General features: G+C 40.0%; 20 protein-coding genes and 1 pseudogene. 11 read left to right on the top strand and 10 right to left on the bottom strand.

Annotated features, from left to right (window positions below; all coding sequences use genetic code 11):
- Positions 1–56: 56 nt before the first annotated feature.
- The 5 genes from ACC612_RS09710 to gatC form a co-directional block, all read right to left on the bottom strand.
- A complete protein-coding gene (locus ACC612_RS09710; protein WP_371854328.1) occupies positions 57–800 on the bottom strand; it encodes a geranylgeranylglyceryl/heptaprenylglyceryl phosphate synthase in 744 nt (247 codons plus the stop codon).
- 8 nt (positions 801–808) lie between these two features.
- On the bottom strand, positions 809–958 hold the full coding sequence (locus ACC612_RS09715) for a 50S ribosomal protein L40e (protein WP_321419533.1): 150 nt from the start codon (positions 956–958) through the stop codon (positions 809–811).
- Between the two features lie 91 nt (positions 959–1,049).
- On the bottom strand, positions 1,050–2,483 hold the full coding sequence (gatB, locus tag ACC612_RS09720; RefSeq protein WP_371854329.1) for an Asp-tRNA(Asn)/Glu-tRNA(Gln) amidotransferase subunit GatB: 1,434 nt from the start codon (positions 2,481–2,483) through the stop codon (positions 1,050–1,052).
- A complete protein-coding gene (gatA, locus tag ACC612_RS09725) occupies positions 2,483–3,910 on the bottom strand; it encodes an Asp-tRNA(Asn)/Glu-tRNA(Gln) amidotransferase subunit GatA (protein ID WP_371854330.1) in 1,428 nt (475 codons plus the stop codon). The genes gatB and gatA overlap by 1 nt, the downstream gene beginning before the upstream one ends.
- 9 nt (positions 3,911–3,919) lie before the next feature.
- On the bottom strand, positions 3,920–4,201 hold the full coding sequence (gatC, locus tag ACC612_RS09730; RefSeq protein ID WP_371854331.1) for an Asp-tRNA(Asn)/Glu-tRNA(Gln) amidotransferase subunit GatC: 282 nt from the start codon (positions 4,199–4,201) through the stop codon (positions 3,920–3,922).
- A 156-nt stretch (positions 4,202–4,357) separates the two neighbouring features.
- On the opposite strand from gatC, the gene ACC612_RS09735 reads away from it, so the two are divergent.
- The 3 genes from ACC612_RS09735 (at position 4,358) to ACC612_RS09745 (ending at position 6,811) form a co-directional block, all read left to right on the top strand.
- Positions 4,358–5,035 carry a class I SAM-dependent methyltransferase gene (locus tag ACC612_RS09735; RefSeq protein ID WP_371854332.1) on the top strand — a complete coding sequence of 226 codons (678 nt, stop codon included), beginning with the start codon at positions 4,358–4,360 and terminating at the stop codon, positions 5,033–5,035.
- 129 nt (positions 5,036–5,164) lie between these two features.
- Positions 5,165–6,004, top strand: coding sequence for a 4Fe-4S binding protein (locus ACC612_RS09740; RefSeq protein ID WP_371854350.1), 840 nt, complete (start codon positions 5,165–5,167; stop codon positions 6,002–6,004).
- A gap of 90 nt (positions 6,005–6,094) precedes the next feature.
- Entirely contained in the window at positions 6,095–6,811 is a 717-nt protein-coding gene (locus ACC612_RS09745; RefSeq protein ID WP_371854333.1) for an RNA ligase partner protein, read from the top strand.
- Positions 6,812–6,836: 25 nt separating this feature from the next.
- On the opposite strand, the gene ACC612_RS09750 is transcribed toward ACC612_RS09745, so the two are convergent.
- The 3 genes from ACC612_RS09750 to ACC612_RS09760 all read right to left on the bottom strand — a co-directional run bounded on the left by ACC612_RS09750 (position 6,837) and on the right by ACC612_RS09760 (position 9,538).
- Complete coding sequence (locus ACC612_RS09750; RefSeq protein ID WP_371854351.1) at positions 6,837–7,685, bottom strand: geranylgeranylglycerol-phosphate geranylgeranyltransferase; 849 nt, start codon at positions 7,683–7,685, stop codon at positions 6,837–6,839.
- A 10-nt stretch (positions 7,686–7,695) separates the two neighbouring features.
- Positions 7,696–8,616, bottom strand: a complete 921-nt coding sequence (gene nadA, locus ACC612_RS09755; RefSeq protein ID WP_371854334.1) for a quinolinate synthase NadA — start codon at positions 8,614–8,616, stop codon at positions 7,696–7,698.
- Between the two features lie 106 nt (positions 8,617–8,722).
- The gene (locus ACC612_RS09760; protein WP_371854335.1) at positions 8,723–9,538 is read right to left on the bottom strand and encodes an aspartate dehydrogenase; all 816 of its coding nucleotides are present in this window, start codon (positions 9,536–9,538) and stop codon (positions 8,723–8,725) included.
- A 137-nt stretch (positions 9,539–9,675) separates the two neighbouring features.
- Here ACC612_RS09760 and ACC612_RS09765 point away from each other — a divergent pair, with 137 nt between their 5' ends.
- The 3 genes from ACC612_RS09765 to ACC612_RS09775 all read left to right on the top strand — a co-directional run bounded on the left by ACC612_RS09765 (position 9,676) and on the right by ACC612_RS09775 (position 14,273).
- Positions 9,676–10,038 carry a hypothetical protein gene (locus tag ACC612_RS09765; protein ID WP_371854336.1) on the top strand — a complete coding sequence of 121 codons (363 nt, stop codon included), beginning with the start codon at positions 9,676–9,678 and terminating at the stop codon, positions 10,036–10,038.
- Positions 10,039–10,082: 44 nt separating this feature from the next.
- Complete coding sequence (locus tag ACC612_RS09770) at positions 10,083–10,991, top strand: tyrosine-type recombinase/integrase (protein WP_371854337.1); 909 nt, start codon at positions 10,083–10,085, stop codon at positions 10,989–10,991.
- Positions 10,992–12,845: 1,854 nt separating this feature from the next.
- A complete protein-coding gene (locus tag ACC612_RS09775) occupies positions 12,846–14,273 on the top strand; it encodes an ATP-binding protein (RefSeq protein ID WP_371854338.1) in 1,428 nt (475 codons plus the stop codon).
- A gap of 31 nt (positions 14,274–14,304) precedes the next feature.
- Here the strand turns inward: ACC612_RS09775 and ACC612_RS09780 are convergent.
- A pseudogene (locus ACC612_RS09780) lies at positions 14,305–14,373 on the bottom strand (IS1 family transposase); the annotation flags it as partial.
- A 471-nt stretch (positions 14,374–14,844) separates the two neighbouring features.
- Here ACC612_RS09780 and ACC612_RS09785 point away from each other — a divergent pair.
- The 3 genes from ACC612_RS09785 (at position 14,845) to ACC612_RS09795 (ending at position 18,988) form a co-directional block, all read left to right on the top strand.
- Positions 14,845–18,039: a PGF-pre-PGF domain-containing protein gene (locus tag ACC612_RS09785; protein WP_371854339.1), complete on the top strand. Its 3,195-nt coding sequence runs from the start codon at positions 14,845–14,847 to the stop codon at positions 18,037–18,039.
- A gap of 18 nt (positions 18,040–18,057) precedes the next feature.
- Positions 18,058–18,477, top strand: a complete 420-nt coding sequence (locus tag ACC612_RS09790; protein ID WP_371854340.1) for a hypothetical protein — start codon at positions 18,058–18,060, stop codon at positions 18,475–18,477.
- Between the two features lie 334 nt (positions 18,478–18,811).
- Positions 18,812–18,988: a hypothetical protein gene (locus tag ACC612_RS09795; protein ID WP_371854341.1), complete on the top strand. Its 177-nt coding sequence runs from the start codon at positions 18,812–18,814 to the stop codon at positions 18,986–18,988.
- 1,912 nt (positions 18,989–20,900) lie between these two features.
- Here the strand turns inward: ACC612_RS09795 and ACC612_RS09800 are convergent.
- Positions 20,901–21,299, bottom strand: coding sequence for a DUF1699 family protein (locus ACC612_RS09800; RefSeq protein ID WP_371854342.1), 399 nt, complete (start codon positions 21,297–21,299; stop codon positions 20,901–20,903).
- Positions 21,300–21,748: 449 nt separating this feature from the next.
- On the opposite strand from ACC612_RS09800, the gene ACC612_RS09805 reads away from it, so the two are divergent.
- Both ACC612_RS09805 and ACC612_RS09810 read left to right on the top strand, forming a co-directional pair.
- Positions 21,749–23,722: a phosphate ABC transporter substrate-binding protein PstS family protein gene (locus tag ACC612_RS09805; RefSeq protein WP_371854343.1), complete on the top strand. Its 1,974-nt coding sequence runs from the start codon at positions 21,749–21,751 to the stop codon at positions 23,720–23,722.
- A gap of 76 nt (positions 23,723–23,798) precedes the next feature.
- Positions 23,799–24,356, top strand: coding sequence for a class I SAM-dependent methyltransferase (locus ACC612_RS09810; RefSeq protein WP_371854344.1), 558 nt, complete (start codon positions 23,799–23,801; stop codon positions 24,354–24,356).
- The last annotated feature ends 324 nt before the right edge of the window (positions 24,357–24,680 follow it).

Consider the following 24,680-nt stretch of genomic DNA (forward strand, 5'->3'; position numbering starts at 1 on the left):
CCTCTCCGTAAGTAATTCCAGGAACTTTAAAAAAGAAAAAGTGTGTTGCAAAGTATTTATTTCTTGATGGAAGACACAAGTTCCCGGATCTTACCGGTAACATCTGTTGTTTCTTCCACAACTGTACCTGTAACGATCATATCAGCACCAGCCTCTGCACATTTGCGTGCTGTTTCTGCATTCCTTATGCCCCCTCCGACTATGAGCATGTTGTTTCCCAACGCATGTTTGACAGCAGCTATCATTTGAGGGGTTGCAGGACCATCTGCGCCAGATCCGGCTTCGAGATATGTATAGTGCATACCCAAATACTTGCCTGCAAGAGAATAGGCAACTGCAATTTCAGGCTTATTCTTCGGAATGAGCTTTGCATCGCCTACCCATCCCACTGTGCCTCCAGGCTCAATGATTATATATGCCATTGAGATGGCTTCAATGCCGCTCTTATATACCAGTGGAGCGCCCATTGCCTGATTTCCAGTTATATAATTAATATCTCTTGAGTTGAGCAAGCTCATAAAAAATATGGCATCAGCATGCGCACTCACACCGGCAGCACTGCCTGGGAACAGTATTATCGGCAGATCTGTGACTTCTTTGATCTTCAAAATAGTCTGGTCAAGGAGCACACCTCCGGCTCCTGTTGACCCGCCTATCATGATCGCATCAGTTCCACCTTCTTTAGCTGCCATAGCCATAGCAGCAGCTTTTTCGGGGGATTGAGACGCAGGGTCGATCAGTGTCAAGTGAACTGTACCTTCGCGCTCTGCTATCTCGTTAAGGTACTTTTCCACTTGCATGGACCCGATCAGCCACCCTTTGCTTCCTTGGACTTGGGACGTAGTGCCTTGCTTCCGCATTTTCTGCATCTTTCTGAGCGTGAAGCGTTGCGGGCATTACATTTCATACATATCTTTTTGTTAAGTATCCTGTTTTCTGCTTCTGGGAATCTTGCCATGTTAATTCACCTTGATGATATGGAATAAATGATCCTAATAGTAGGCTGGTTACATGAAGTTTAAGACATATAATTGTTTTGGATAGGCTGCTCACTTCGGAGGCAGCTTTCCTATCCTCTCAATTATCATTTCCCTTGTGGTCTTTGCGTCGGACCTACCAGCGGTTTTCTTCATCACCTGGCCCACAAGGAAGTTCAATGACTTCTCCTTTCCACCGAGATAATCCTGCAGAGCCTCCGGATTTTCATCGAGTGCCTCTGTAACTGCTTTTGTGACAATATCATCCTCTACTTTTATTAGTCCTTTTTCCTTTACTATGGCTGCAGGAGTGCCTCCATTGTCAAGGATTGTCCTTATAACCTCTACACCGCTTCTCTCAGTGATTTTGTTCCCGATCACGAGTCTTATGATCTCTACAATGTCTTCTACCCTGAAAGCGTCCACATTGATATCACGGTAGTTCAGTTCTCCTTTAAGGATATCGGCTACCCATACAGCAGCTGGCTTCGGGTCTACCAGTTGGGCGACTTCTTCATAGAAATTGGCTACCTTTATATCAGATGTAAGGGCCTTGGCGTGCATATCTGCCATTCCATAATAACTTATGAAACGGTCCTTCTTTGCATCAGGAAGCTCAGGCAGCGTCTTTTGCACTTCTGATACCCAATCTGCCACCCTCATAGGCACAAGATCGGGTTCCGGGAAGTAGCGGTAGTCATGTTCATCTTCCTTCGTACGCATAGAAAGCGTAACTCCCCTTGCTTCATCAAAGTGCCTGGTCTCCATGGTGATCTTGCCACCACGCCTCACTTGGTTCTTCTGCCTCATTATCTCGTAGAGCAGGGCTCTCTCTGCTCCCTTGAAGGAGGAGATATTCTTGACCTCTACACGGTCTCCGTAAAAGACTGAAACGTTAGCATCAACTCTCATAGCTCCTTCGAGGTCACCGTTGAACACATCAAGGTAGTCAAGAATGCTCCTCAGCTTGTCCAGATAGCGCCTTGCTTCCTTTGGGCTTCTCATATCCGGCTCACTGACTATCTCAATAAGTGTCATTCCGGAGCGGTTGTAGTTGATAAGGGTCCCCTTGGACTTGTCGATGCTTCCCATGTGTTGAAGCCTTCCAGGGTCCTCTTCCATGTGGGCACGTGTTATCCTTATGATGCGCTCGCCATCCTCTCCCTCGATGACTATCTTTCCCTGGCTGGCAATTGGGTAATCATATTGGGTGGTCTGGAAACCCTTGGGAAGATCAGGGTAGTAGTAGTTCTTCCTGTGGAACTGGGTTTGCTCTACAATGTTACAGTTCAATGCAAGCCCTATTTTGATAGCAAACTCAACTGCTTTTTTGTTGATAACCGGTAGTGAACCGGGAAGTCCCAGGCATACGGGACATACGTGAGTGTTTGGTTCAGAGTCATGGTAGTTTGTAGAACAACCGCAGAACAATTTAGTGTTGAGTTTGTTCAACTGGACGTGGACCTCAAGTCCTATCCTCACTCCATCAGGGTTCTCGTAAACCATCATGCCACCTCCGGAGGTCTTCTGGTATGATGTTCGGTGTTCTGCTCAAAGCTGTAGGCAGCTTTCAGAATAGTAGCCTCATCAAAGTGTTTACCAATTATTTGCAGTCCGATAGGAAGGCCATCTGTAAATCCGCATGGTAGAGATATGGAAGGCACTCCTGCAAGATTGATAGGTACAGTGTTCACATCTGCCAGGTATAATGAAAGCGGGTCTTCTACCTTTTCTCCCAACTTAAAAGCAGGGGTGGGCATGGTGGGTGTCATCAGGCAGTCAAACTCTTTGAATGCCAGGTCAAAGTCCTGCTTTACAAGTGTTCTTACCTTTAGGGCTTTTAAATAGTACTTATCATGATATCCTGCAGAGAGGGCATAAGTTCCCAACAGTATCCTGCGCTTGACCTCTGCACCGAAACCTTCTGCACGAGTGCGTGAAGCCATAACGTGCCAGTTCTCTCCTTCGTTCCTGTATCCATATCGTGTACCATCGAACCTCGCAAGGTTAGAGGATGCCTCGCTCATGGCAATGATATAGTAAGCAGCAAGTGCGTATGATGTGTGAGGCATGGATACCTGCTCCCAGGATGCACCAAGTTCCTCGAAAAGCTGAATTGCATCCCATACTGCGTTCTCTACTGCCGGGTCGATGCCTGCTCCAAAGTATTCCGCAGGAACCCCAATCTTCAGGCCGGATATGTCATCCACAAGCGCATTCTTGTATATTGTCTCAGTTTTTACTGAAGTGCTGTCTCTTGAATCATATCCTCCTATAACATCCATAAGAGCAGCAATGTCGGAGACACATGTTGCCAGAGGTCCGATCTGTTCCAGAGAGTTGGCATAGGAAATGAGGCCGTACCTTGATATTGTTCCGTATGTGGGTTTAAGGCCCACTACTCCACAGAAGGCGGCCGGACATCTCACAGAGCCCCCGGTATCAGAACCTACTGAAATAGGTGCTTCTCCCGCTGCTACCACTGCAGCGCTACCACCTGATGATCCTCCGGGTACACGTTCTTTGTCCCAGGGGTTGAGAGTCGGTCCATAAAAGCTTGATTCGGTAGACGTACCCATGGCAAACTCATCCATGTTTGTCTTTCCCAGGATGACAGCTCCGGCATCCTTGAGCCTCTCTATTATATGTGCGTCATAGGGTGGTACATATCCCTGCAATATCTTAGAGGAGCATGTGGTGGCTATTCCCTTAGTGGAAATATTGTCCTTAATGGCTATAGGGATACCTGCAAGCGATCCGTTATGCCCTCGCTCGTCTATTTTTCGAGCCTCCTCTATTGCTCCATTCCATACTGCAGTGTAAGCGTTGATCTTGCTCTTCTTTATCCTCTCGAGGTAGGATGCTGTGACCTCCTCAGCGGATTTTTCGGCTATTTTTTCCTTTACCTGTGAAATACTTGCCCATCCTGCCATGTTCATACCTCACATGATCCTTGGGGCTAAGAAGTTGCCTTCCTGTTTCTTTTCAGTGTTGGAGAGCACCTTTTCCTGTGGCATGGATGGTTTGACCACATCTTCTCTGAATACATTAATAATATCTGCCACATGATAGGTAGGTGGCACGTTCTCAGTGTCCACCTCATCCAACTGGCTGAAGTAGTCAAGCACAGCATTCAGTTTTTCTGCATAAGCCTGTGCTTCGCTTTCATGGATCTCTATGCGGGCCAGCCAACCCACATGTTCGACCTCTTCCTTTGTGATCATTGTAAGTTCCTCTGAATATGAAATGCAATATCATTCGATATATGGTATATAAGGGTTACAAAAGCATACATCCTATATTAAAAATGTGGGTTGTTTCCCATCATTGTTTTATTACCCGGCGCCATCTCTTTTACTCTATATTCATTATTGTTGTTTATGCATATCCATAATTACTGGCAGCACACAAAAGCAGAATCAATCCCTTCTACAGTTAAACTGCAATCGGTATTCCATAACTACGCTCATCCTGGTGACAAAGTGTTGGATATTGGCTGTGGAAGCGGTTATAGCTGTGATCAGCTTGTGTCTACTGGTTTTGATGTTATCGGTGTGGATGTTAACCCGGATTCTTTGAAGCAGGCAAGTTTATCTTCAAAAGCAAAAGGGCATATCTTATATCCTTTTTTCCTTCAGGCAGATGCTGGGGATCTCCCCTTTGCTAATGGAACTTTTGATATTGCCATTATGCAGGCCTTTTTGACTACCATTGCCACAAAGGAAGATCGCTTTAGAGTTCTTTACGAAGCTCGCAGGGTATTGAAACCCCACGGCTGTCTATATATTGCGGATTTCGGGCAAACATGGCACTTGAAGGCATATAGGGAGCGCTATATCAATGATCTGCCCATAACAAAAGAGGAAGGTTCCATCATTGCCTATGACCAAACGAGTGGAGAGGTTGCTTATATTGCTCATCACTTTACAGAAAAGGAACTTGTGTTATTGCTGATTGATAATGGGTTTGAGATCGAGTTCTTCAGGAACGAGGAGTTTACGACGAGAACGGGTAATAAGGTCAATGGATTCATATTTATAGGTAAAAAGGTCGGATAATAATCTTTTTATTTCCCGATCCCACTACATATACAGAAACCAATTTCTATATGTTATAACTAGTTTTATTCCTTAATTAACCTCATAGGAGAGATAAGACTGGCAAAAAAATCAAAAGATAATGAATATCTGAAAGACAAAGGCTTTCTTTCTCAGAAACAGGATGATTACTTTTCCCTCCGTTTGCACGTTGTAGGAGGAAACCTGACATCTGGAAACCTCAGAGCCATCGCAGATGCAGCGGACAAATATGGTAAGGGGTATGTCCATGTGACTTCAAGGCAAGGTATTGAGGTTCCTTTTGTACATAATGATAATACTGAAGCTATCAGTTCTTTAATGCGTGATGCAGCCATAGCTCCCGGATCATCTGGGAAAAAGATAAGGGCAGTTGTTGCTTGCCAGGGCAGCAGAGTATGTAAAAATGGTATTATAGACTGCCAGGATATCTGTGAAAGAATAGATGAAATGTATTTCGGGCAGCCTGTTCCTTACAAATTCAAGATATCAGTAACGGGATGTCCTGCATCGTGCCTGAAAGTTCAAGAGAACGATTTTGGTATCATGGGAACTGTACAGCCGAAGTTTATCAAGGAAAATTGCGTTACATGCGGTTTATGCAAAAAGACCTGCAAGGTTAATGCCATAGAGATTACCGATGGTGTGCTGGCCATTGATTCTGAAAAATGCATAATGTGCGGAGAATGCATCAGGGTCTGCAAAAAAGATGCCATGCTGATTGCAGAGGAAGGTTTTACTCTCTATATAGGTGGAAAGGTCGGTAGAAAACCACGCATGGGGATAAGGATCCTCAAAACAGTAAGTGAACCTGTAATGTTTGAAGTTCTTGAAAGGACCATTGCTTATTACCGGGAGAATGCTGTTGAGGGAGAAAGGATCATTGATGTGATAGATAGATGCGGTATTAATCACTTAGAGGAAGCACTGCAATATTCGCTGGAAAAATGAACATTTCAGTGTCATTCTTCCACAAATCCTTTATTCCCAGCACACCCCTTAATATAATAGCAAGTTCAAATTAAATACTAAGGGAGTTTCATGTTAAGACAACGTTTTGTTCTGGATACCACTGCTCTTACTGACCTGCAGGCAAGGGAGGCGATGGGAGTAGATAGTTTATGTGAAGGCATGAAGAATATGTTGGAACTGATAGCAAGTGCAAGGCTTAAGCTTGGAATAAGTTGCTACGTACCCTTCCCTTCCGTATACAATGAGCTACACGAATTTGCCAAGAATAATGTATGTGAAGCCGATGTCATAGCCAAGATAGATACATGGCTTGTGAAAAAAGCACCTGACAGATATAATGTAATGATCAATTCCCGTATCTTCCACGAATATGTGTCCTATATGCGGGAACGCATAAACAAAGGCATGGTAGTTGCAGAGGATGCTATCTGGGAAGGTTCCACTAAATGCCTTTTTATGTCTACAAAAGCAGAGAATGCACAGCAGATCGAGTTCGAAATAGAAAAGGGTGTTATCGGACCAATTATTGGAAAGTTCAGGAACAAGTACCGTTCAGCTTTGAGGTATGGTATTCTAGACAGTGCTCCAGATATCGATGTGCTCATACTTGCTAAGGAACTGGATGCAGCAGTAGTGGCAAGTGACTTCGGAATACAGAAATGGGCTGAAGAGCTGGCAGTGCGTTTCGTTCCCGCTCATACGTTCCCGATGATATTGAAGGAATATCTTGCACATGTAGGCGCAATAGATCACCAGGTGAAAGACATCATTCAAGAAGATCTGTAGTTATTGTCATAACAATATAGAACATTCATGTTCCAACTAGGAAAGCTATCAAGGCGGCAAACATTGCCATTTTGAATAGCTTTGAAGATTTTGCAGGTTTCTTTTCTTTCAATATTGCAACAACTGCCATAAAAAAAAGCATATCTGCTACAAAAACAACTGCTAGATAGTGCATAGTCAATAGGGATTGCATATAAGGCAGTGGACTTGCAATCACGGCAATAAAACCAATTGTTGAGGCAACATAAGCGGCTTTTTCAGCTCCAATGCTGATGGCCAGAGTAGAGGCACCGTCCAGTTTGTCTCCTTCAATGTCTTCAATATCTTTGACTATTTCCCGGGCAATTGTAGCAAGAGTGGCAAGGAGGAACAGTATTGATACTGCTTCAATACCTCCATTGGTGTAAAATACCGCTCCACCGAAAAGGAAAGTAGAACCAGTAAGGTATCCTACACTAAGATTCCCTATGAGCACAGTGCGTTTGAGGGTTGCAGCGTAATAGACAAGGAGTAGGGAATTAAATAGGGCGATGACTCCACAGATCGTATTGATAAAGAATGCGATGACTGTTCCCGATGCAAAAAGTGAGATCGAAAAATAGAGGGCTTTTGACTTGCTGATCCTGCCGGAGGGAATTGGTCTTTCTGGCTTATTTATCCGGTCTATTTCAATATCATAATAGTCGTTTATAGCATTGCCTGCACCGGTTACCAGAAACACTACCAAAGCCACATATATTATCTCTTGCAGTGGAAAAGGTATTTGTCCTGCAGTACCACTAATAATGTTATATGCTATCAACACTCCAATGGCTGCGGAAAAAGCTGCCATGAGGCAGTTCCCATATCTGATCAACTGCAAATATGCACGCATGTAAAGCCTGTTATCTTTTTCTCTTGATCTCAAGCATTCTATCCAATGATTGCTTTGCCCGAACTCTTATGTCCTCTGGCACAGTGATCACATATTTCATCTGTTCCAGCGAATCAGCTACTGCTTTGAGATCGATCATCTTCATGTCAGGACAAATCGTATAAGGTGATACTAAATAGAAATCTTTTGATGGATTTTCTTTCTTGAGCCGGTGCAGGAGGCCGCCCTCGGTAGCTATTATAAATTCTGTGCTATCGGAATTCCTTACATAATTGACCATGCCAGTGGTACTGAATATCTTATCAGCCATTTCGAGCACTTCGCGCCTACACTCCGGATGTGCAAGTATCTCTGCCATTGGATGCATGCTTTTAGCTTTCTGTATGTCTATTGGAAGGATTTGATTATGGGTGGGGCAGTATCCTATCCAGGGGATGATCTGTTTATCTGTGTTCCGTGCTACATAGTCTGCCAGATTCTTGTCAGGTGCAAAGATCACTTTCTTCTCTTTCAAAGACTTCACAACTTCAATAGCATTAGCGGAAGTACAGCATATATCACACTCTGCTTTTATCTCAGCCGTTGTGTTTACATAACATACAACCGCAGCATCTGGATGTTGTTGTTTGAGGTCACGCAGACCATCTACTCTTACCATATCAGCCATAGGGCACCTTGCATCTATTTCAGGAAGAAGCACGGTTTTATTAGGACTAAGCACAGCAGCGCTCTCTGCCATGAAATGTACTCCGCAGAATAATATCACATCTGCATCAAGCTGTACAGCTTTTTGGCTGAGCTCAAGTGAGTCTCCTAAAAAGTCAGCAATATCCAGAACCTCCCCACGTACGTAGTTGTGAGCAAGTATCACAGCATTTCGCTTCTTTTTGAGTTCAGCTATCTTTTCGATCAATTCCCTTGTATCCTGCATACGATCACTGCATTGAGGTATTATTTTGATTTATATCTTGTCAAAGTAATCTATAATCACACCATACGTTTTTAAAACGCACTATCAATTAACTGCTATTTCTTTTTCAGGTACCTACTTGCAGTGGATCTGTTATCTTTTTCAATGTTGCAATAGCAGAAAGTGGTGCTAAATAACTGCTTTTTGGATTCGTAGGTGAAGGCACGTTCTCAACCTTTGAGGTTAATTTGCCAAAGGCGCCCTCCACTGTAATCTCGTGTATATTTCGGCTCAATGCGGGATTGGCTATGATTTTCACCTTTGTTTTTTCAAGACCTATCCCTGCCAGGCTTAGGGTGGCAGCTACATTCACATTTGCCGGGAATCCTTTTACAGCCTCGCTCGCCTTGCCTTCAAAGATCACGGTCTTGCTTTTTATCTCGTCCAGCTTGATGTTATTCTGTACAATAAAGGGAGCACCTGCCAATCCTGCAGGAGGTTTCTGTGTTGTTAATGTTACCGAATAGATCTGCTCTGAAGCTGCTGATTTAAGCCCGTCGAGCCCTGCAATTGCACCTGAGGGTAAATATATTTTGCAGTTCCTTTCTTTTGCAATTCCATAAACAGTTTTGAAAAGCTTTTCATCAGCAAAAGCTCCCACGCTCATTATCATTACATTGCATCCGGCGTGTAAGGCAGCAGGTACTACCTCATAGACTGCTTCCTGAGAGGCGCATTCTACAAGCAGGTCTATATTTTGGACCATTTCTTCAATTTCCATTACCTTTGGCCGAAGATTGACCAGGGAGGTCTGAAGTCTTTCAACGTTTTCAGCGTTTCTATCATATATGGCGCAGAGTTCTGTTTCAATCTCGCCATTATCGATCGCTTTACAGATGACAGTACCTATTGTTCCGCATCCGACAATTCCTATCTTCAGCATTATTGATTCCTTCAGGATATCTATTTAACCTGCAAAATGCAGTTTCTTTCAGTATGGTTATAAATGCATCCCAATACTAACTTTATACATAGATTGTAATAACCTAGTATAACTTTATTATGTTCGGAGACACCACCTTGGATGATAAATTCGAAAGTTGGAACGAACTGTTCGTTCCTGAGTCTAGAGAAAGACATCGCATATCCTTGCGGATGTTCCTTGAAGCCAATGAGTCCCACGCAACAGCCAATGAGCTGCTGAATGAGGCCAGAAACGATAGGAAGAGCGATGCCTCGCCCGTAGAGTACATGTATGTCAGAAGACTTTCCAAGTATAAAAAATACTTGCTAAACCGTATTGGTAAAAAAACAGGCAAACCTCTCTCCCCGGGCACGGTACATACATATTTTTCCGATATGGTCGGTTTCTATGAGCATTTCGGTTTCACGGTGCCAGGGCCGCACGCAAGATCATCTATGAAGACACGGACTCAAAAGTAAAGACACATACTGGTGTGGCAGTTAATAAACAAACGATTACTGAAATGCTTGAGAAGGCAGATGTTCTTGAAAAAGCGTTGATACTTGCTCAGGTAAGTTCTGGTTTATCAAATGCTGATCTGGTTAATTTGCGGGTAGGTCAGTTCAAGAACGGCAGGCATCCCTCCGGCATAACTGTTCTGAAGGATTTGCGCAGACAAAAGACCAGGAACACTTCTCCTGTCAAGTTCATCACGTTCTTATCCAAGGAAGCTACTGAGGCCATTGATGAGTACCTGAATTACAGAAACACTCCTCCAGTCCATAAAACACATAACTCCATGTTAAGCTATCATAAGCGCAAGGTGACTTCAGATAATAACTATTTGTTTGTTAAGAAGAAGATCGGAGAGCCAGTGCCAGGTGCCAGGGATAGTGATGCTTACAGGAAGCTATCAACGACTTCTTTACTGGCCATGTACCGGAAATTACACCCTCCAACAGGAGATTCTTTTGATTGGAACGACGTGAGAGGGCATTTGTTACGTAAATATTTCAGTAATGTCCTGACTCGTAGGGATGTACAGACGGATTATGCAGAAACAATGATGGGTCACAGCCTGGGCGGATCCAGGGATTTCTATCACTTGCCCGATATTGACAAGCTTATAGAGGCATATCTGAAGTGTGAAGCAGATTTCATTTTCACTAACAAGGAACTATTGGAAGAGGCAGATGCAAGGAACAGGGAAGAGATTGAGGGACTAAAAGCGGATAATAAAGAACTGTTCGAACTAATGAAGAAATACAAACTAGATAATGAAATGACAAGTGAGAGCATACGACAGATGGGAATGGAATTCGAGGGTATGAAAACTCTGGTCGCTGCCTCCTCTTTGTATGAAAGTGCAAAAGCAGTAGGTAATGAAAAGCTTATGAAGCTGATTGAGGAGAAATTGAAGTCCCAATTATGAGAAAGTGTAGATTCGGGGAAGTAGCATTACATACTTCTCCTCTCTTTACACATAATGCTCTTTTAATGTTGTTTATGAAGTATTCTTAATTTCTATGATTATCGATACAAAGCTTCAAGTTCCGCAATTTTAGTTATCTTTTTCTATAGCCATATGTGTATTTTTGTTGTTCGATTCAGAAGAAAAAACAATTCCAAAGGCTTGTATTCATTTCATGTTCGATTTGCTGGCCCATATTATATAGAAACAATTTGATCTACAAAAGACTTCTACAAACTAATGTTTCAACTCAATTGCTTACTCTATTATGGAAACAAAAGTTGAAAAAACGTTTATAAAATATTCCTCGATATGTTTTCCGCAAACAAGTGAACTATCGTGTGCGAATATTGCGCAACAAAAAGCTGATCAAATGAAAACATAAAACCAGATGGGAATTTGAATAACAAACGTTAGTTTGCATTAATGTTATTGTTTTGTTACTAAAAACATTCATCTCATAGTAAGCTAATTCGATATGCAGCTCAGGCAATCTTCAAAATATTTCATATGAAGTCTTTGGTGAAGACTTCTGCCTTAAACCCACCACACATATCAACTTCACATTTTGTTGTCTCTATGCTTCTCTACCGCTGTCCAGACGGTCGTTAAAGGTAGAGGCGTACAGCTAATGTTACAGGTCTATTTTTCGATCTTGCTTTTTAAGGTACTCCCTCATGTCGCTCATATATATTGATCAACAAAGCTGATATTATTCCCGTGCTGAGCAGTCACTTATGATCAAATTCTACAAACAGAGATTCATTAATACGTATCATTTGTATTACTCCCGTCAGAGGACAGCAGATCATAAATGGTCAGTTGATATTCGTTTGGGGAAAGCTTGGTTATCTTGCATTTTGAAGAACAAAGACCAATTATATTTATGGACTCTGTGCATTTAATCTATTTTCTGCCGTGTTTGTTATTAATCCCAATTTCCAAAACCATATTACTTTGATGTAATGAATCCCTATGAGTTTTAAGAAACAACTCCCACTTAGAAGGATAGATTAATTTTAGTGCTAAAGCATGCAGATTTTTTACTTACACTACAAAGAAAAAATATCGGAAGGGTTTTTTGGAATGCTCTGTGGCCTATGCAAAGGCTTGCCTCTAGCAAGCCGACCTAGCAAGGGATGTATAGGTGTGTGAGTCGGGTTGGGACCATCACGATGTAATAAATTTAATAAAACGTAGATGGAAAAGATTCAAATAAGGTCTATATTTAGCTAGTTTTAGCAGTTACTATACCTTCAGCAGCATTAGATGGTACTTATTAGGTACTAATAAAGTGCTTTCTCGATAAACTAAACAATAATTGCTCTTTATTTACCAAATCAAGGTGAGGAGCCATCTCATATTTTAGTAAACAACTATCAATTCAACATGAAATCGTTTCTTAAATTCGTAATGCACATATGAATTAGAGTTGTTGAAGAGCCAATTTCGAGGAACCAATAACCATTTGCCCGCCCACCTGGCACTAGAGCAACGATAAGAAGAAAAATCAGGAGTGTTTAGCAAGAAACAAGTTTCAAAGTCCTGTATTTATCCATTTTTCTGCCATTGTACTATAAATTGCATTTTGCATGGTCGAATTTCAAAAAAGTAACTAATATCCACAAACAAAAGTTCGAGAGCTTCAAAAGGGTTATAGTTGCTCAATTCACCAGACATGACAAGAGTTCCTGTATTTTCATAGGAAAGCAAGTACAGAGGCTACAAAATCATTGAAAAGAACTTCCATTATACAAAACTAGATCCTTGCATTTCCAGAGCCTATAAATAATACTAAACTAAATCATAATTAATATGTTCCGTAATTTCATTAATCGAACTCAAGAGCTTGAATATTTGAACAAGGAATACTGTTCTGGAAAATTCTCTTTCACGGTGATCTATGGTCGTCGGCGGGTTGGAAAGACAGAACTGATCCAGCATTTCGTACAGGACAAGCCACATATCTATTTCCTGGCGGATATGAGGGGTACGCAGTCCAATGCTCTCAGGTTTAGGAAGAGAGCTTCAAACCTGTTCGATAATGTTGAGCCTGCTGCTAATACTTTTGATGAGATGTTTGAATATATCCGAAAGCAATGGAAAAACGATGAAAAGCTTGTCATAGTTATCGATGAGTTTTCTTATCTGACACAGGTAGATGAATCTATACCATCGGTGTTCCAGCTTATAGTTGATGAAATTCTAAAAGGTGGGCTTTTCCACCTGATACTCTGTGGTTCTTCAATTTCCATGATGGAAAAAACAACACTTGCTCATTCCAGTCCGTTGTATGGCAGGAGAACGGGCCAGATGCAAGTCGTGCCTCTGCTTTTACAGCATATGCAGGATTTTTTCCCGGGTCTTGAAGCAGACGAGCTTATGCGGATATATGGAGCAACTGGTGGTATTCCATTTTATCTCAGGTTCTTTGACCCGGATAAAAGCTTTTACGAGAATGTGGAGCATGCAATATTCTCTAAAGAAGCTGTGCTCTATGCTGAAGGTGATTTTCTGCTTCGCGAGGAACTAAGGGAGCCTGCTACTTATATGAATATCCTCTATTCCATTTCCAAGGGTGCAACACGGGCAGGAGAAATTGCTGCAGGAGCATTTTTAGAAACCAAGGACCTATCTTATTATCTGGACACTCTTATGAAACTTGGCTTTGTGAGGAAAGAACATCCAGTGGCAGAGAAGTTGTCTACCCGTAAGACCATTTATTCAATAGATGATCCTTTCTTACGCTTCTGGTTCCGATATGTACTGGTTCACAAGGATTCCATAGAGGCAGGTGATGCATCATCTGTTATAGAAGACCTTGATAGGAGCTATGACCGTTACCTGGGAGAGACTTTTGAGCAGGTGGGGAAAGAAATGCTCATGTATCTCAACTTGCAGGATAAGCTTCCATTCAGGTTCAAATCCATAGGCAGGCAATGGGGTAAGATCCCTAATATTCCAAAAGGGAAAAACGACTATGAAATAGATATAGTGGCTCTTGACCAGGATTCAAAGAACATCCTTTTCTGCGAATGTAAATGGCAGAAGCAGAAAACAGATGCTGATGTTTATTTCAGCCTCAAGGAGAAAGCCAGCCATGTAAAATGGCTCCTAGAGAGGAACGAGCATTTTGCACTTATCAGCAGGTCAGGTTTCACGAAAAGAATGCATGAGATTGCCAGAGAGAAGAATGTTTTGTTGCTGACATTGGATGATTATCTTTCAGCTAGGGATGAATGAGAATTCCCCACACATGTGGGGATGAACCTTACTTCGTTCCTCTGCTACCAAAAGAGCAGTCAATGAACTTTTTCCCAACTCTATCAACATCAATCAAAATCATCAACACTTTTTGCCGTCTATATTAGGGTTTATTCATCTAATTCAATGATATTATCTCATTTTTGCTCCTTTACTCAATAACTTTATAATAAATTTAAATTACCATAATCTTGGAATAGAGTTCCATGTGATCTACGTCCATCTATATAGTGTCTTTATAGCTCCTTATTTCCTTTGTGAAAATGCTTTAAGTTGATATGACTAGGTTAAGTCATGAATGAGACTATCACTCTGCCACTGGCATGTGTAGTTTTTATATGCTGGTTATCACGGTCATCTGTTTCAATTTCCCTATCTGGTTTGTTCCTATCATATTTACTTCCCTTTTTTCAATTTAATATACAGGCTCTGAAGTATCAGAGAATTTCAGGAGAAGATAGGTCTTGGATATAAATATCGAGGCGATGAGCAGATTCTCGTGGTAGATCTTACAATTAAATTAGCAGACTGAAAAATGGTGGTGGATTCAATGATCAATTATAATACTGATTCACTGAGTAGAACTATAGGACTTATAGGAATTATACTCTTAACTATTCTGGTAATATCTTCAAATCCGGTTTTAGCAGCAAACGAAGTAACAGTTTCAAGGTCGATATCTGAAGGTACTGTAATTCCAGGTGGTACTTTTATAGTCACTCTTAACATAACAGCAAATCAAGACGTGTCTTCACTTGGGATAAAAGAAACGATACCAAGTGGATGGATAGTTAATGAAATCTATTCCGGCAAATTCTCTTATTCTTCAACCAATGTTAAATGGACCTTTTCAGGCACAACATCGAACATCATTGCTGGTACTCCGTATTCAATTGTTTATAGCGTCAAGGTCCCAGCCAACACAGCAGTGGGAACCTATGAAATCACTGGAAATGCAGATTATGTTTCTTCAAATGGTAGTAGCACTGGTCAGATTAATGTTCTGGGTGATAATGAGGTTGCAGTTCAAAAAGATGATACTGCCCCGATACTCGATCTAATTGGAGACAAGTCAATTGATGAGAATACAGTGCTAAGTTTCAATGTCTTTGCAACTGATAATGACGGAGACAGTATAACATATTCTGCTGTCGGTTTGCCTCCAGGAGCAAGCTTCAATAAAAACTCTGGCGCATTTGTGTGGACTCCGGGATATTCCGCAGCAGGTATTTACTATGTCAAGTTTATGGCAACAGCAGGTGGTCTAACTGACTCTGAAACAATAGAAATTACAGTAAATAACATTAACAGAGTACCTGTACTTAGTTCAATAGGCAACAAGGCTGTTAATGAAAATGAATTGCTTACTTTTGTGGTTTCAGGCAAAGATTCCGATGGTGATGAATTAGCATATTCTGTTATTGGTTTACCATCTGGGGCAAGTTTCAATGCCGATTCTGGCGTATTTACTTGGACTCCTTCTTATACATCTTCTGGTGACTATAGTGTAACTTTCAGGGTAACAGATGGCACCATCACTGATCTCGAAACAATAACAATAACTGTGGGCGATGTAGATCGGTCACCTGTTCTTAATGCGATTGGTAGTAAGGTAATTGATGAGAATTCATTACTAAGCTTCGCCATATCAGCCACAGATCCCGACGGTGATAATGTTGTGTATTCTGCCGCCAATTTGCCAAGTGGGGCTAGTTTCGCAAATACCGGTGCTTTCAGTTGGACTCCCGATATTGGTGCTGCTGGAACTTATGACATAACGTTCACAGCAGAATCAAAAGGTCTTACTGATTCTGATACAATTACTGTCACAGTAGTAGCTTTAACAATTGATAAAAGTGCGTTGACCACCGTCATCAATGCAGCAAAGGAAAAAGTAGCTAGTGCAGTTGCCGGAACAGAAAATGGCCAATACCCACAATCTGCTATCGATGCATTTAATTCAGCTATTGCAACTGCAGAAACAATTTATACTGATACAGGAGTCACTCAGGCAGAAGTGGATCAGGCAGTAACAGATCTCGAATCTGCTGGGACTGTATTCGATAGTTCTGTGATAAATATTATAGATCAAACACCTCCTGCAGCTGTTACAAACCTTTACGAAATCAGTACAGGTCCAAGTTGGATACACTGGACTTGGGTTAATCCTACTGATTCAGATTTTAGTCATGTGATGATTTATTTGAATGGTGTATATATAATGGATACATCGGATTCTTACTACAATGTGACAGGTTTATCTGAGGGTACTCTTCAAACGATCAGCATTCAGACTGTTGACACTTCAGGGAATATCAATCCTACATGGGTAAACGATTCTGCAACCGCTACTATTTCTATCGATGTAACTCCTCCTGGTTCTGTAACAAACCTTACAGAGACAAGCGCAGGCACAAGCTGGATACTATGGACGTGGACAAATCCTATTGATACTGATTATGGATATGCGATCATCTATATGGATGGTGTTCCTTTAACCTGTACTTCTGATAATTACACCAGTTTCTACAATGCAACTGGTTTATCAGAGGGAGTTACTTACACTATCGGTATCCAGACGATAGATATGTCAGGAAACACTAATTCCGTATTGGTCAATGATTCGGCTGTTGCGTTGAAACTCCCCCAGGTCTATAATCTGTCGGGAAGTGACATCGGAAAAAGTTCAATTACTTTTGTCTGGGAAACTTCAAATGATACTTCTGGAGTGCAAATCAGCAGGGATAACGTATCTCTTGGAAACATCAGCGGATCAACATTTTATATAGATAGTAATCTGACTGAAGAAACAACCTATAACTACGTTCTAGTACCGTACAATAGCGAAGGATTGTTCGGCATACCTGCAAGAATCAGTCTGACAACATCTTCTTCAGGCAGTGGTGGAAGCAGTAGTAGCAGCAGTTCCAAAAAGAGCAGTAGTGGCGGTGGTGGATCCGCTGGTAGCAATGAGGATTATGAAAATCTTGCATTGAAAGATGTTGCTACTACATATCTTCAAAAAAATGCAAATGTTACCTATGAGTTCACAAAGTCAGGTAACGATGTCCAGTCAATTAGTTTATATTCACTAAAAAATTCCGGAAAAATAGCTTCTACTATAGAAGTGCTGAATAATAGATCAAAGGTAGTAAACAATAACCCTGAGGGCTTGGTATATAAATATGTCAATATCTTTTTGGGAAATTCTGGTTTTTCCAACGGGGATAATATTAAGGATGTACGAATCAAGTTCAAGGTAAACACGTCATGGATGCAGAAAAATGGTGTGGATCCGTCAGATGTCAAGTTGCAAAGATATAATGGTACATGGCAAGTGTTAGCTACTACTTTGATAAACAACACTGAGAGCTATGCTGTATTTGAGTCACATACACCCGGTTTCTCACCGTTCGCTATTACTTCTCAAAAGACACTCGCATCATCTGCTGAGAACACTGCAGAAACATCACAAGCAGCAGTATGGTCAGAAGATGCTGAAAGTAAACCTTCTCCGGAAGAAGTTGAAGGTGTAACAGAAGCGGTACAACCTGAAACAAAAAGTAAATCCGGTGTAATAGGTTGGATATTGTTCGGTTTAGTAGCGGTCGCATTATTAGGTGCTATTGGCTGGAAAAACAAAGAATATCTGCTAGATACTGCTGATGACATACTTTACATGTTGGATGAATTGCGCGAAGATATTCGCTCTAGATTGAATGATGCATTTAATCGGGAGAATTAATGATCTGTGGGTGATAAAATGAGACTTCTTTTTGTGTTGCTCATGATGATTGCTTTTAGCTTAAGTGTCCATGCCTGCTCAGTATCTCCTGCAGATATTGTGGATAACTCTACTGATGAAGATGAGAATGTTGATATTACTTTGCCTGTTGATAAAAATCCGGACCTTGCTGAGCAGCCGGATGCATCTGGAACCCCAGTAGAAGAAGGTGACGAGATTCACCGCTCAGGTGGCTATGGTGAAGCTCGCATAATAGATTTGGTGAAAAATGAGACTTATCAGGAAGAAAGGATAGTGAGTGATTCAGGATTGATATATTCAAAAAACGACACCATTGTGGCGGTTCAGAACGGGGAATCCAATATTCCAACAGTGGCGATTACACTGGGAGGAATCGGTTTGGTTGTAGGTGTCATTCGCTACATTCTAATGAAATAAATATGTATAGAACAGTGAGTTATTATTCTCTTTTTTATATTTTTTGAATTCGATTTGTTTTTTACTATTTAAAAGGAACTGAATCAATTATCTTGATTTTGATCCTGTAATTCTCAACCAATTCCATTCTTATTATGAGGATTTCAATAAGCCTTTCATTTTGGCCGATGGTTATAGATGGTATATCAGGTGATTTTCAAATACCATCGTTTTTCTAAATCTATATTGCATGATTTAAAATTGGTGGATGGCTACATGTTCAAATGTAAAGGAAAGTTATAGATACAAAAAGAATTAAACTTAAATTGAGTTTGAGATAAATGATTGTGGTAACATGTTGGTAGAATGTCCGGAATGTAAGGGAACTATTGAGGTTGCTTTCTCAAATATCATCAATGATGATCTGGCACTTGAAGAAAATATCATTTGTCCTTATTGCAATAAAAAACTGAATCAGGTGAATCCATTAAAAAAGACTAGTGAAATATCCCACCCTACTGCTTCGCAGTGAGGGTGGAGCTTTTTTCGAGTACTTACATCATTTGGACAATAGTATTGATGTATTATCCATCTGTAAGTCTGTTTGTTGAAGATTATCAGAGAACTTCTACTTCTGATACCTCACCCACAGAGCATTTTGTGCTAGGAACTTTTTATGTTGTTTATTGCACCATTTTGTCTCTGTCGATTACATTTTCACAATAACATCTCGTATTTTACAGCAAAGTAGGGACACTATCAGCCAAAGAAAAAGAAATATATCCTCGAGTTTTTACCTTAAAGCCAGATACTTATTTTCTATTTTTTCGTATATCTTTTTATCATCACATTCTAAGATATCGAGTTCATTGCAATTGCCGATGGCAAATCTGGTATATTCAGCGCATTTATTTTGAAATCTACAGATCATATATATCTGCCCCACATAATTATATGTTACATCTCCAGTCATCTTGTAGTAAATTCTTGTTTATCAATTTATATTATTTAGAGTTAATCTATAGGGTTTTTATGTTTCAATCCATGCTGTAGTGGTCCTAGCTCTTCAATTCTTGCTACATATTGCTTTTAATTACGTATGTAAATAATTTCTCTTCCTCTCATTCTTAACACAACAAAATCCGTGGTGGAATTGATAATATCTGCCAAAAATATGCTGAAGAACAAAGATGTACTTGAGGGCCCAATGGCTGTACTAGCTAGGTGCATATTGCCGAGAGGAACAGACTACAACTAGAATCTAAATAACGAATCTTACAAGGAGAAAATACATGCAATCATCCAAAAAATCGCTTGAATTAATACTGATAAGTAGATAAAGAAGTTGTCTCTTCTTTCGTATATAGTTCTATTTCTACTCTATAGTAAACCGACATATAACAAAAACATTTAGAATATCTTTTTATACCTACCTGATACTTTCATTATTGTACTAAAGTGGGTATTCTCATGGCATTGCTATACAAATTAATTACTGGACTCATAGGTGTTTTAGAAGTAGAAATGGAATAATCCCCATCTGAAAACAATTGATTACAATCAGGATTTATCATATTTATCTGATCCAAAAAATCGTAAAATAGACTTATATCGACTACAATAAGTAAAAAACCATAGGAGAAGAAATAATGGAACAATTTTGTTCATATTGTGGAAAAGAAATTATTGGGCAGATTAGGAACAGAGAATGTTTTTTGTGTATGAGGTGGCTGCCAACTTGCCAAAATTGCATTGATAATTTTGTACCAAACTGCATTAGTTGTGTATTGGGTGAGGAGTACACCAAAAGAGTAGGTGATTTATGCTTGCAGCAATAATGCAAGCATATCAATCATAAATATTAATAACAAAGTACGCTATTGTTGCTGATCGGAATAAAATATCTTGTAAACACATTTTTTCATAAAAATATAGATCTTATACCCGATGAATAGGTCTAAAAGAAACGCTATAGCGAATATAATTTGTAAATTTGACATGTTTTTCCTCCACAAAGGATAGGTGTTTTACTATTACAATACAAATATAAATATTAGACCCACATATATTCTATAAGTACTAATTGCAGATTCTGAAGAACTCAACCAGATATCTCATAGGTTTAACCGTGGGAAAAGTTGCATATCTAAGAAAATAAGTAAAGCTCTATAGATGCTGAAATGAAATATGCGTGAAATACTCTTCTAAAGGTTTTTGTCTCACAGAGGATTTCGAAAAACCCCAGGACTTAAAAATGTCTTTTATACCATTTATAAATAATCGGTTAAAAATTTAGGTTTATCGAAATCCTCCACAGTTAATCCAGATGTTTTGAGTCTGCTGGTTGGAGTCTCTCCAAGCAAAGTATCCTAACGCAGTCACCGTCATTGAGGGATCAAAATATAAAAATAGAAAGTACCAGTTATATAACCAACACAGAGTAATTAGTTATTCCTAACAAGGAATGAAATAAAATCCTGGCTGAGCCTGGTCTCTCTTACCATTATATCAATAATGTCCTCTTCCTGCATGCCATCCTGGCGATACTCCTTGATGCGGTCGTACACATGTGGGGAGACCTCAGAGTACTCATTGATATCCTTACGGTGTCCCCACACATCACCTTCAAGTAATTCAATACCTTTCATTTTAAGGAACATTTTTGTAGAGCTGGATATGGTTCTCTTATAAGAAGTTGGAATGTGGAGAGCTTTAATCTGCGGACACTTCGTTATAAGTGATAATATGTCTGTGTTAGATGGTCTGAATGCAAGGTGCACTATATCTTCATTTGGGCTTAACGTCTCGATTTCTTCTTTAGAACTGACAACTCTTATTTTCATTGCTTAACCTCTGTGAATCTTAAATATCGTTTTTTCACGTAAAATTTTAAAACCCCTTTCTTTTTACAGATAAAAAGTTCTATTTAAAGCTTACTGGATTACTTTTATACTAATAGTATAGTGCATGTGTATTTTTATGAAGTATGTGGACTAGAAATTCGAATAAATGGTCATTCACTCATTTTAGCCTAATAGTATTAGCCATTCTTCAATTCCTTTACAACGCAAAATAACAGGTTCTAACGGCGCTAGAATCGTTTCCCAGTACAAATAGGTGGGTAGAATTGTTGCGTAGTTAAAAAACCGAATTTTGAAATTAACTAAGTAATATTGCTACCTCTGGAATTCTATATAGTTCCATTGCATAAAAGTTATCTTGAATACCAATAGTTTACTTACATTTGAAAATTTAATAAAAACACGAATATGTAACATTGGATGATGGTTTTATGGATGGTACAATAGTAAAAGATTCAAGTAGATTCATCTCTAAATTTTTAATTATATTGATACTAATAAGCATAATAGGTTCCGCAGATAACATCTACCCTGTACAAGTTGCTGCTGAAGAAGTTACACCCATTCTCTCAGCAGCCAAACAGAGTATTATCGTAAAGGGATCAGATACAGTTCTCCCCTTAGGTCAGGTAGAGGCTGAAGAGTTCATGCAAAAGAATCCGGACAAGAGCATCACAGTAATTGGGGGTGGCTCAGGGGTGGGAATTGCTGCTCTTATCGATGGTGAAGTGGAGGTTGCCATGGCTTCTAGGGATATGAAAGATTCCGAAATAGAAGAAGCAAAACAAAAAGGCATCAATCCTGTGAAGACAGTAATTGCTATGGATGGGATTGCAGTTGTTGTTAACCCTGAAAACCCTGTAACTCGATTAACATTCCCTCGGCTCCAGGAGATATACGATGGAAACATAAGCAACTGGAAGGATGTTGGTGGTGAAGATAGGCCAATTACAGTAATCGGTCGTGATAGTAGCTCTGGAACATATGAATACCTCAAAGAAGAAGTTCTTAAAGGAAGAGAATATCGCCAAGATATGCTTGTACAACCAGCCACCGGAGCTATTGTACAAGAAGTAGCTCAGAATAGAGGTGCTATAGGATACATAGGATACGCATACCTTGATAACAATGTAAAAGCTCTTGCTCTTAATGATGGAGATGGTTTTGTCGAAGCTACCAACGAGGATATACTCAATGGAGGATACCCCCTAGCAAGGAAACTTTATTTCTATACAGATGGACAACCAACTGGACTTACTAAAGGTTTCATTGACTTTATCATGACTGACGAAGGTAAACAGATCATTAATGCTGTGGGCTACATTCCCACTTCTGGATCTACGTTCATTGATTTAGAAGCTCCCCAACTTGAACATGTTACTCCTGCTAAAGGTTATACTTTTGAAGCTGGAACAACAGATGTAAGCGTTCGTTTTGATTACAGTGATTCTCAGACCGGTATCAATACAAATGCCAGTATCTTCAAATTTGACGGCATCGATGTTACAGATAGTGTAAACATCACAATAACAGACTCATATTCTTTGTATATTGCAAGAGGTTTATCTGTAGGAGATCATTCGGCATCCTTTTACGTTGTTGATAATGTAGGTAATGAACAGACCTTCAGTACCCATTTTACAATCTCAGCTGCTAAGCAGAGCAACGAGGGTGATTCCTCTTCTTCTTCCTTTTCCTCCTCTTCTTCTTCAAGAGTTAGTGGGAGTAGCGGTGGAGCACCTACAGGTGACAGATATGAAAATGTCCTTTTAAAGGAGGTGCAGAACATCTTTGTCACAAAGGACAAATATATCACTTACAGTTTCAAGAAAGAGGGAAATAAAATCACATCAATACAATTCCTTAGTCTTAAAAACTCTGGAAATATACAGGCGACAATTGAAGTGCTGAAAGATAAATCCTCCTTTGCAAAAAGCAATGCTCCTGGTCAGATATATCAGCAAATGAATATTTGGGTTGGTAAGGTCGGCTTCGTTGTTCCTGAGAATGTGAATGATCTTAAGGTCAATTTCAAGGTAGAGAAAAAATGGCTGGAAGAGAACAATATTGAAACTGACACCGTGAAGCTTTACAGGTATGCAGATTCCTCATGGAAAGCACTTCCTACTACTACTGCTGGAGAAGACGAAAGTTACATCTATTTCGAAAGCCAGACCCCTGGATTTTCACCATTTGCAATTATCTCTGAAACCGAAGCTCAGGAAGTTTCAGAGGATGTAATGAAATCTGTGAATGAAGAGGCAAAGGCTATGGCTGCAGTTGAAGATGCGTATCCAGCTGATAAAAACACAGTAAAAAGTAAATTAAATGTTTTTCCAATCGTGGTATGTGTTATCGCTATCCTGCTCGCAGGTGCATATATTGTTTACAGGAAACGAGGATGAAAGGAGCACTTAAAAGCATAATGAGCAGTATATACAGTAATAAACATTCAATGGTGATTTAAAAGGAGAAGACATAATGAGCACTCAAAAGAATCCTGTATGTCCGGTAGAAAGGTCCGGTAGCCTTGATAATCGGATAAGAAGATGGTTACAAAATCCCAGAAAGATCCTCAATCCATATGTTAAGGAAGGAATGACAGTTTTGGAGGTAGGGTGTGGTCCAGGTTTTTTTACAATTGATCTGGCTCGGATGGTTGGGGATGACGGTAGGGTAGTGGCTGCTGACTTGCAGGAAGGAATGCTTCAGAGACTACAAGAAAAGATACAGGGATCTGAAATCGAGCACAGGATTGCATTGCATAAGTGCACTGAAGATAAGATTGGTGTGTCTGGAAAGTTTGATTTGGTATTTTTGTTCTATATGGTTCATGAAGTTCCAAATAAAAAAGCATTTTTCAATGAATTGAGTTCAGTGCTTAAAACAAATGGTAAAATCTACATGGTAGAGCCACCATTCCATGTTTCAAAAAAGGATTTTGAAGAAAGCATCTTAAAAGCCAATCTTTCGGGGCTTATAGTTGAATCCAGACCGAAACTATTCCCTAACAAAACAGCATTATTAAAAAAGATATGAAAATATCTTTCATTCCATAGATAAATGCAGAAGCAACTCGATCCTCTTGGATTGCAGTTCCTAAAAAAGAATTATTCAGGATGCCATGTTTTCAACATTTAGATCCCTACGCCCTATATACGATATATAGATACATATATTGTATTTGCATAAAACTTATCTACTGTCCACCTAAAACCGATTTATACTAACTTACATATAGGGTCCTTGTAGTATCCTCACTCAGCAAAGGCTTGTAAAGCCTTCTTTTCATTAATGCCGAGGTTTATGGTCATCCCCACTAAAAGTACAGCCAGAGAGCAGTATTTTTGAACAGATCTCCTT

It is taken from the genome of Methanomethylovorans sp. (genome assembly GCF_041447285.1).
In the GTDB taxonomy this organism is placed as follows: Archaea; Halobacteriota; Methanosarcinia; order Methanosarcinales; family Methanosarcinaceae; genus Methanomethylovorans.

Excerpts from the sequence above, each read along its gene's own strand:
- ACC612_RS09735 (WP_371854332.1), top strand. The coding sequence starts at position 4,358 with ATGCATATCCATAATTACTGGCAGCACACAAAAGCAGAATCAATCCCT.
- ACC612_RS09800 (WP_371854342.1), bottom strand. The coding sequence starts at position 21,299 with ATGAAAATAAGAGTTGTCAGTTCTAAAGAAGAAATCGAGACGTTAAGC.
- ACC612_RS09760 (WP_371854335.1), bottom strand. The coding sequence starts at position 9,538 with ATGCTGAAGATAGGAATTGTCGGATGCGGAACAATAGGTACTGTCATC.
- ACC612_RS09775 (WP_371854338.1), top strand. The coding sequence starts at position 12,846 with ATGTTCCGTAATTTCATTAATCGAACTCAAGAGCTTGAATATTTGAAC.
- ACC612_RS09810 (WP_371854344.1), top strand. The coding sequence starts at position 23,799 with ATGAGCACTCAAAAGAATCCTGTATGTCCGGTAGAAAGGTCCGGTAGC.
- nadA (WP_371854334.1), bottom strand. The coding sequence starts at position 8,616 with ATGCAGGATACAAGGGAATTGATCGAAAAGATAGCTGAACTCAAAAAG.
- gatA (WP_371854330.1), bottom strand. The coding sequence starts at position 3,910 with ATGGCAGGATGGGCAAGTATTTCACAGGTAAAGGAAAAAATAGCCGAA.
- ACC612_RS09785 (WP_371854339.1), top strand. The coding sequence starts at position 14,845 with ATGATCAATTATAATACTGATTCACTGAGTAGAACTATAGGACTTATA.
- gatC (WP_371854331.1), bottom strand. The coding sequence starts at position 4,201 with ATGATCACAAAGGAAGAGGTCGAACATGTGGGTTGGCTGGCCCGCATA.
- ACC612_RS09715 (WP_321419533.1), bottom strand. The coding sequence starts at position 958 with ATGGCAAGATTCCCAGAAGCAGAAAACAGGATACTTAACAAAAAGATA.
- ACC612_RS09790 (WP_371854340.1), top strand. The coding sequence starts at position 18,058 with ATGAGACTTCTTTTTGTGTTGCTCATGATGATTGCTTTTAGCTTAAGT.
- ACC612_RS09710 (WP_371854328.1), bottom strand. The coding sequence starts at position 800 with ATGCAAGTGGAAAAGTACCTTAACGAGATAGCAGAGCGCGAAGGTACA.
- ACC612_RS09745 (WP_371854333.1), top strand. The coding sequence starts at position 6,095 with ATGTTAAGACAACGTTTTGTTCTGGATACCACTGCTCTTACTGACCTG.
- ACC612_RS09770 (WP_371854337.1), top strand. The coding sequence starts at position 10,083 with ATGCTTGAGAAGGCAGATGTTCTTGAAAAAGCGTTGATACTTGCTCAG.
- gatB (WP_371854329.1), bottom strand. The coding sequence starts at position 2,483 with ATGGTTTACGAGAACCCTGATGGAGTGAGGATAGGACTTGAGGTCCAC.
- ACC612_RS09805 (WP_371854343.1), top strand. The coding sequence starts at position 21,749 with ATGGATGGTACAATAGTAAAAGATTCAAGTAGATTCATCTCTAAATTT.
- ACC612_RS09750 (WP_371854351.1), bottom strand. The coding sequence starts at position 7,685 with ATGCGTGCATATTTGCAGTTGATCAGATATGGGAACTGCCTCATGGCA.
- ACC612_RS09795 (WP_371854341.1), top strand. The coding sequence starts at position 18,812 with ATGTTGGTAGAATGTCCGGAATGTAAGGGAACTATTGAGGTTGCTTTC.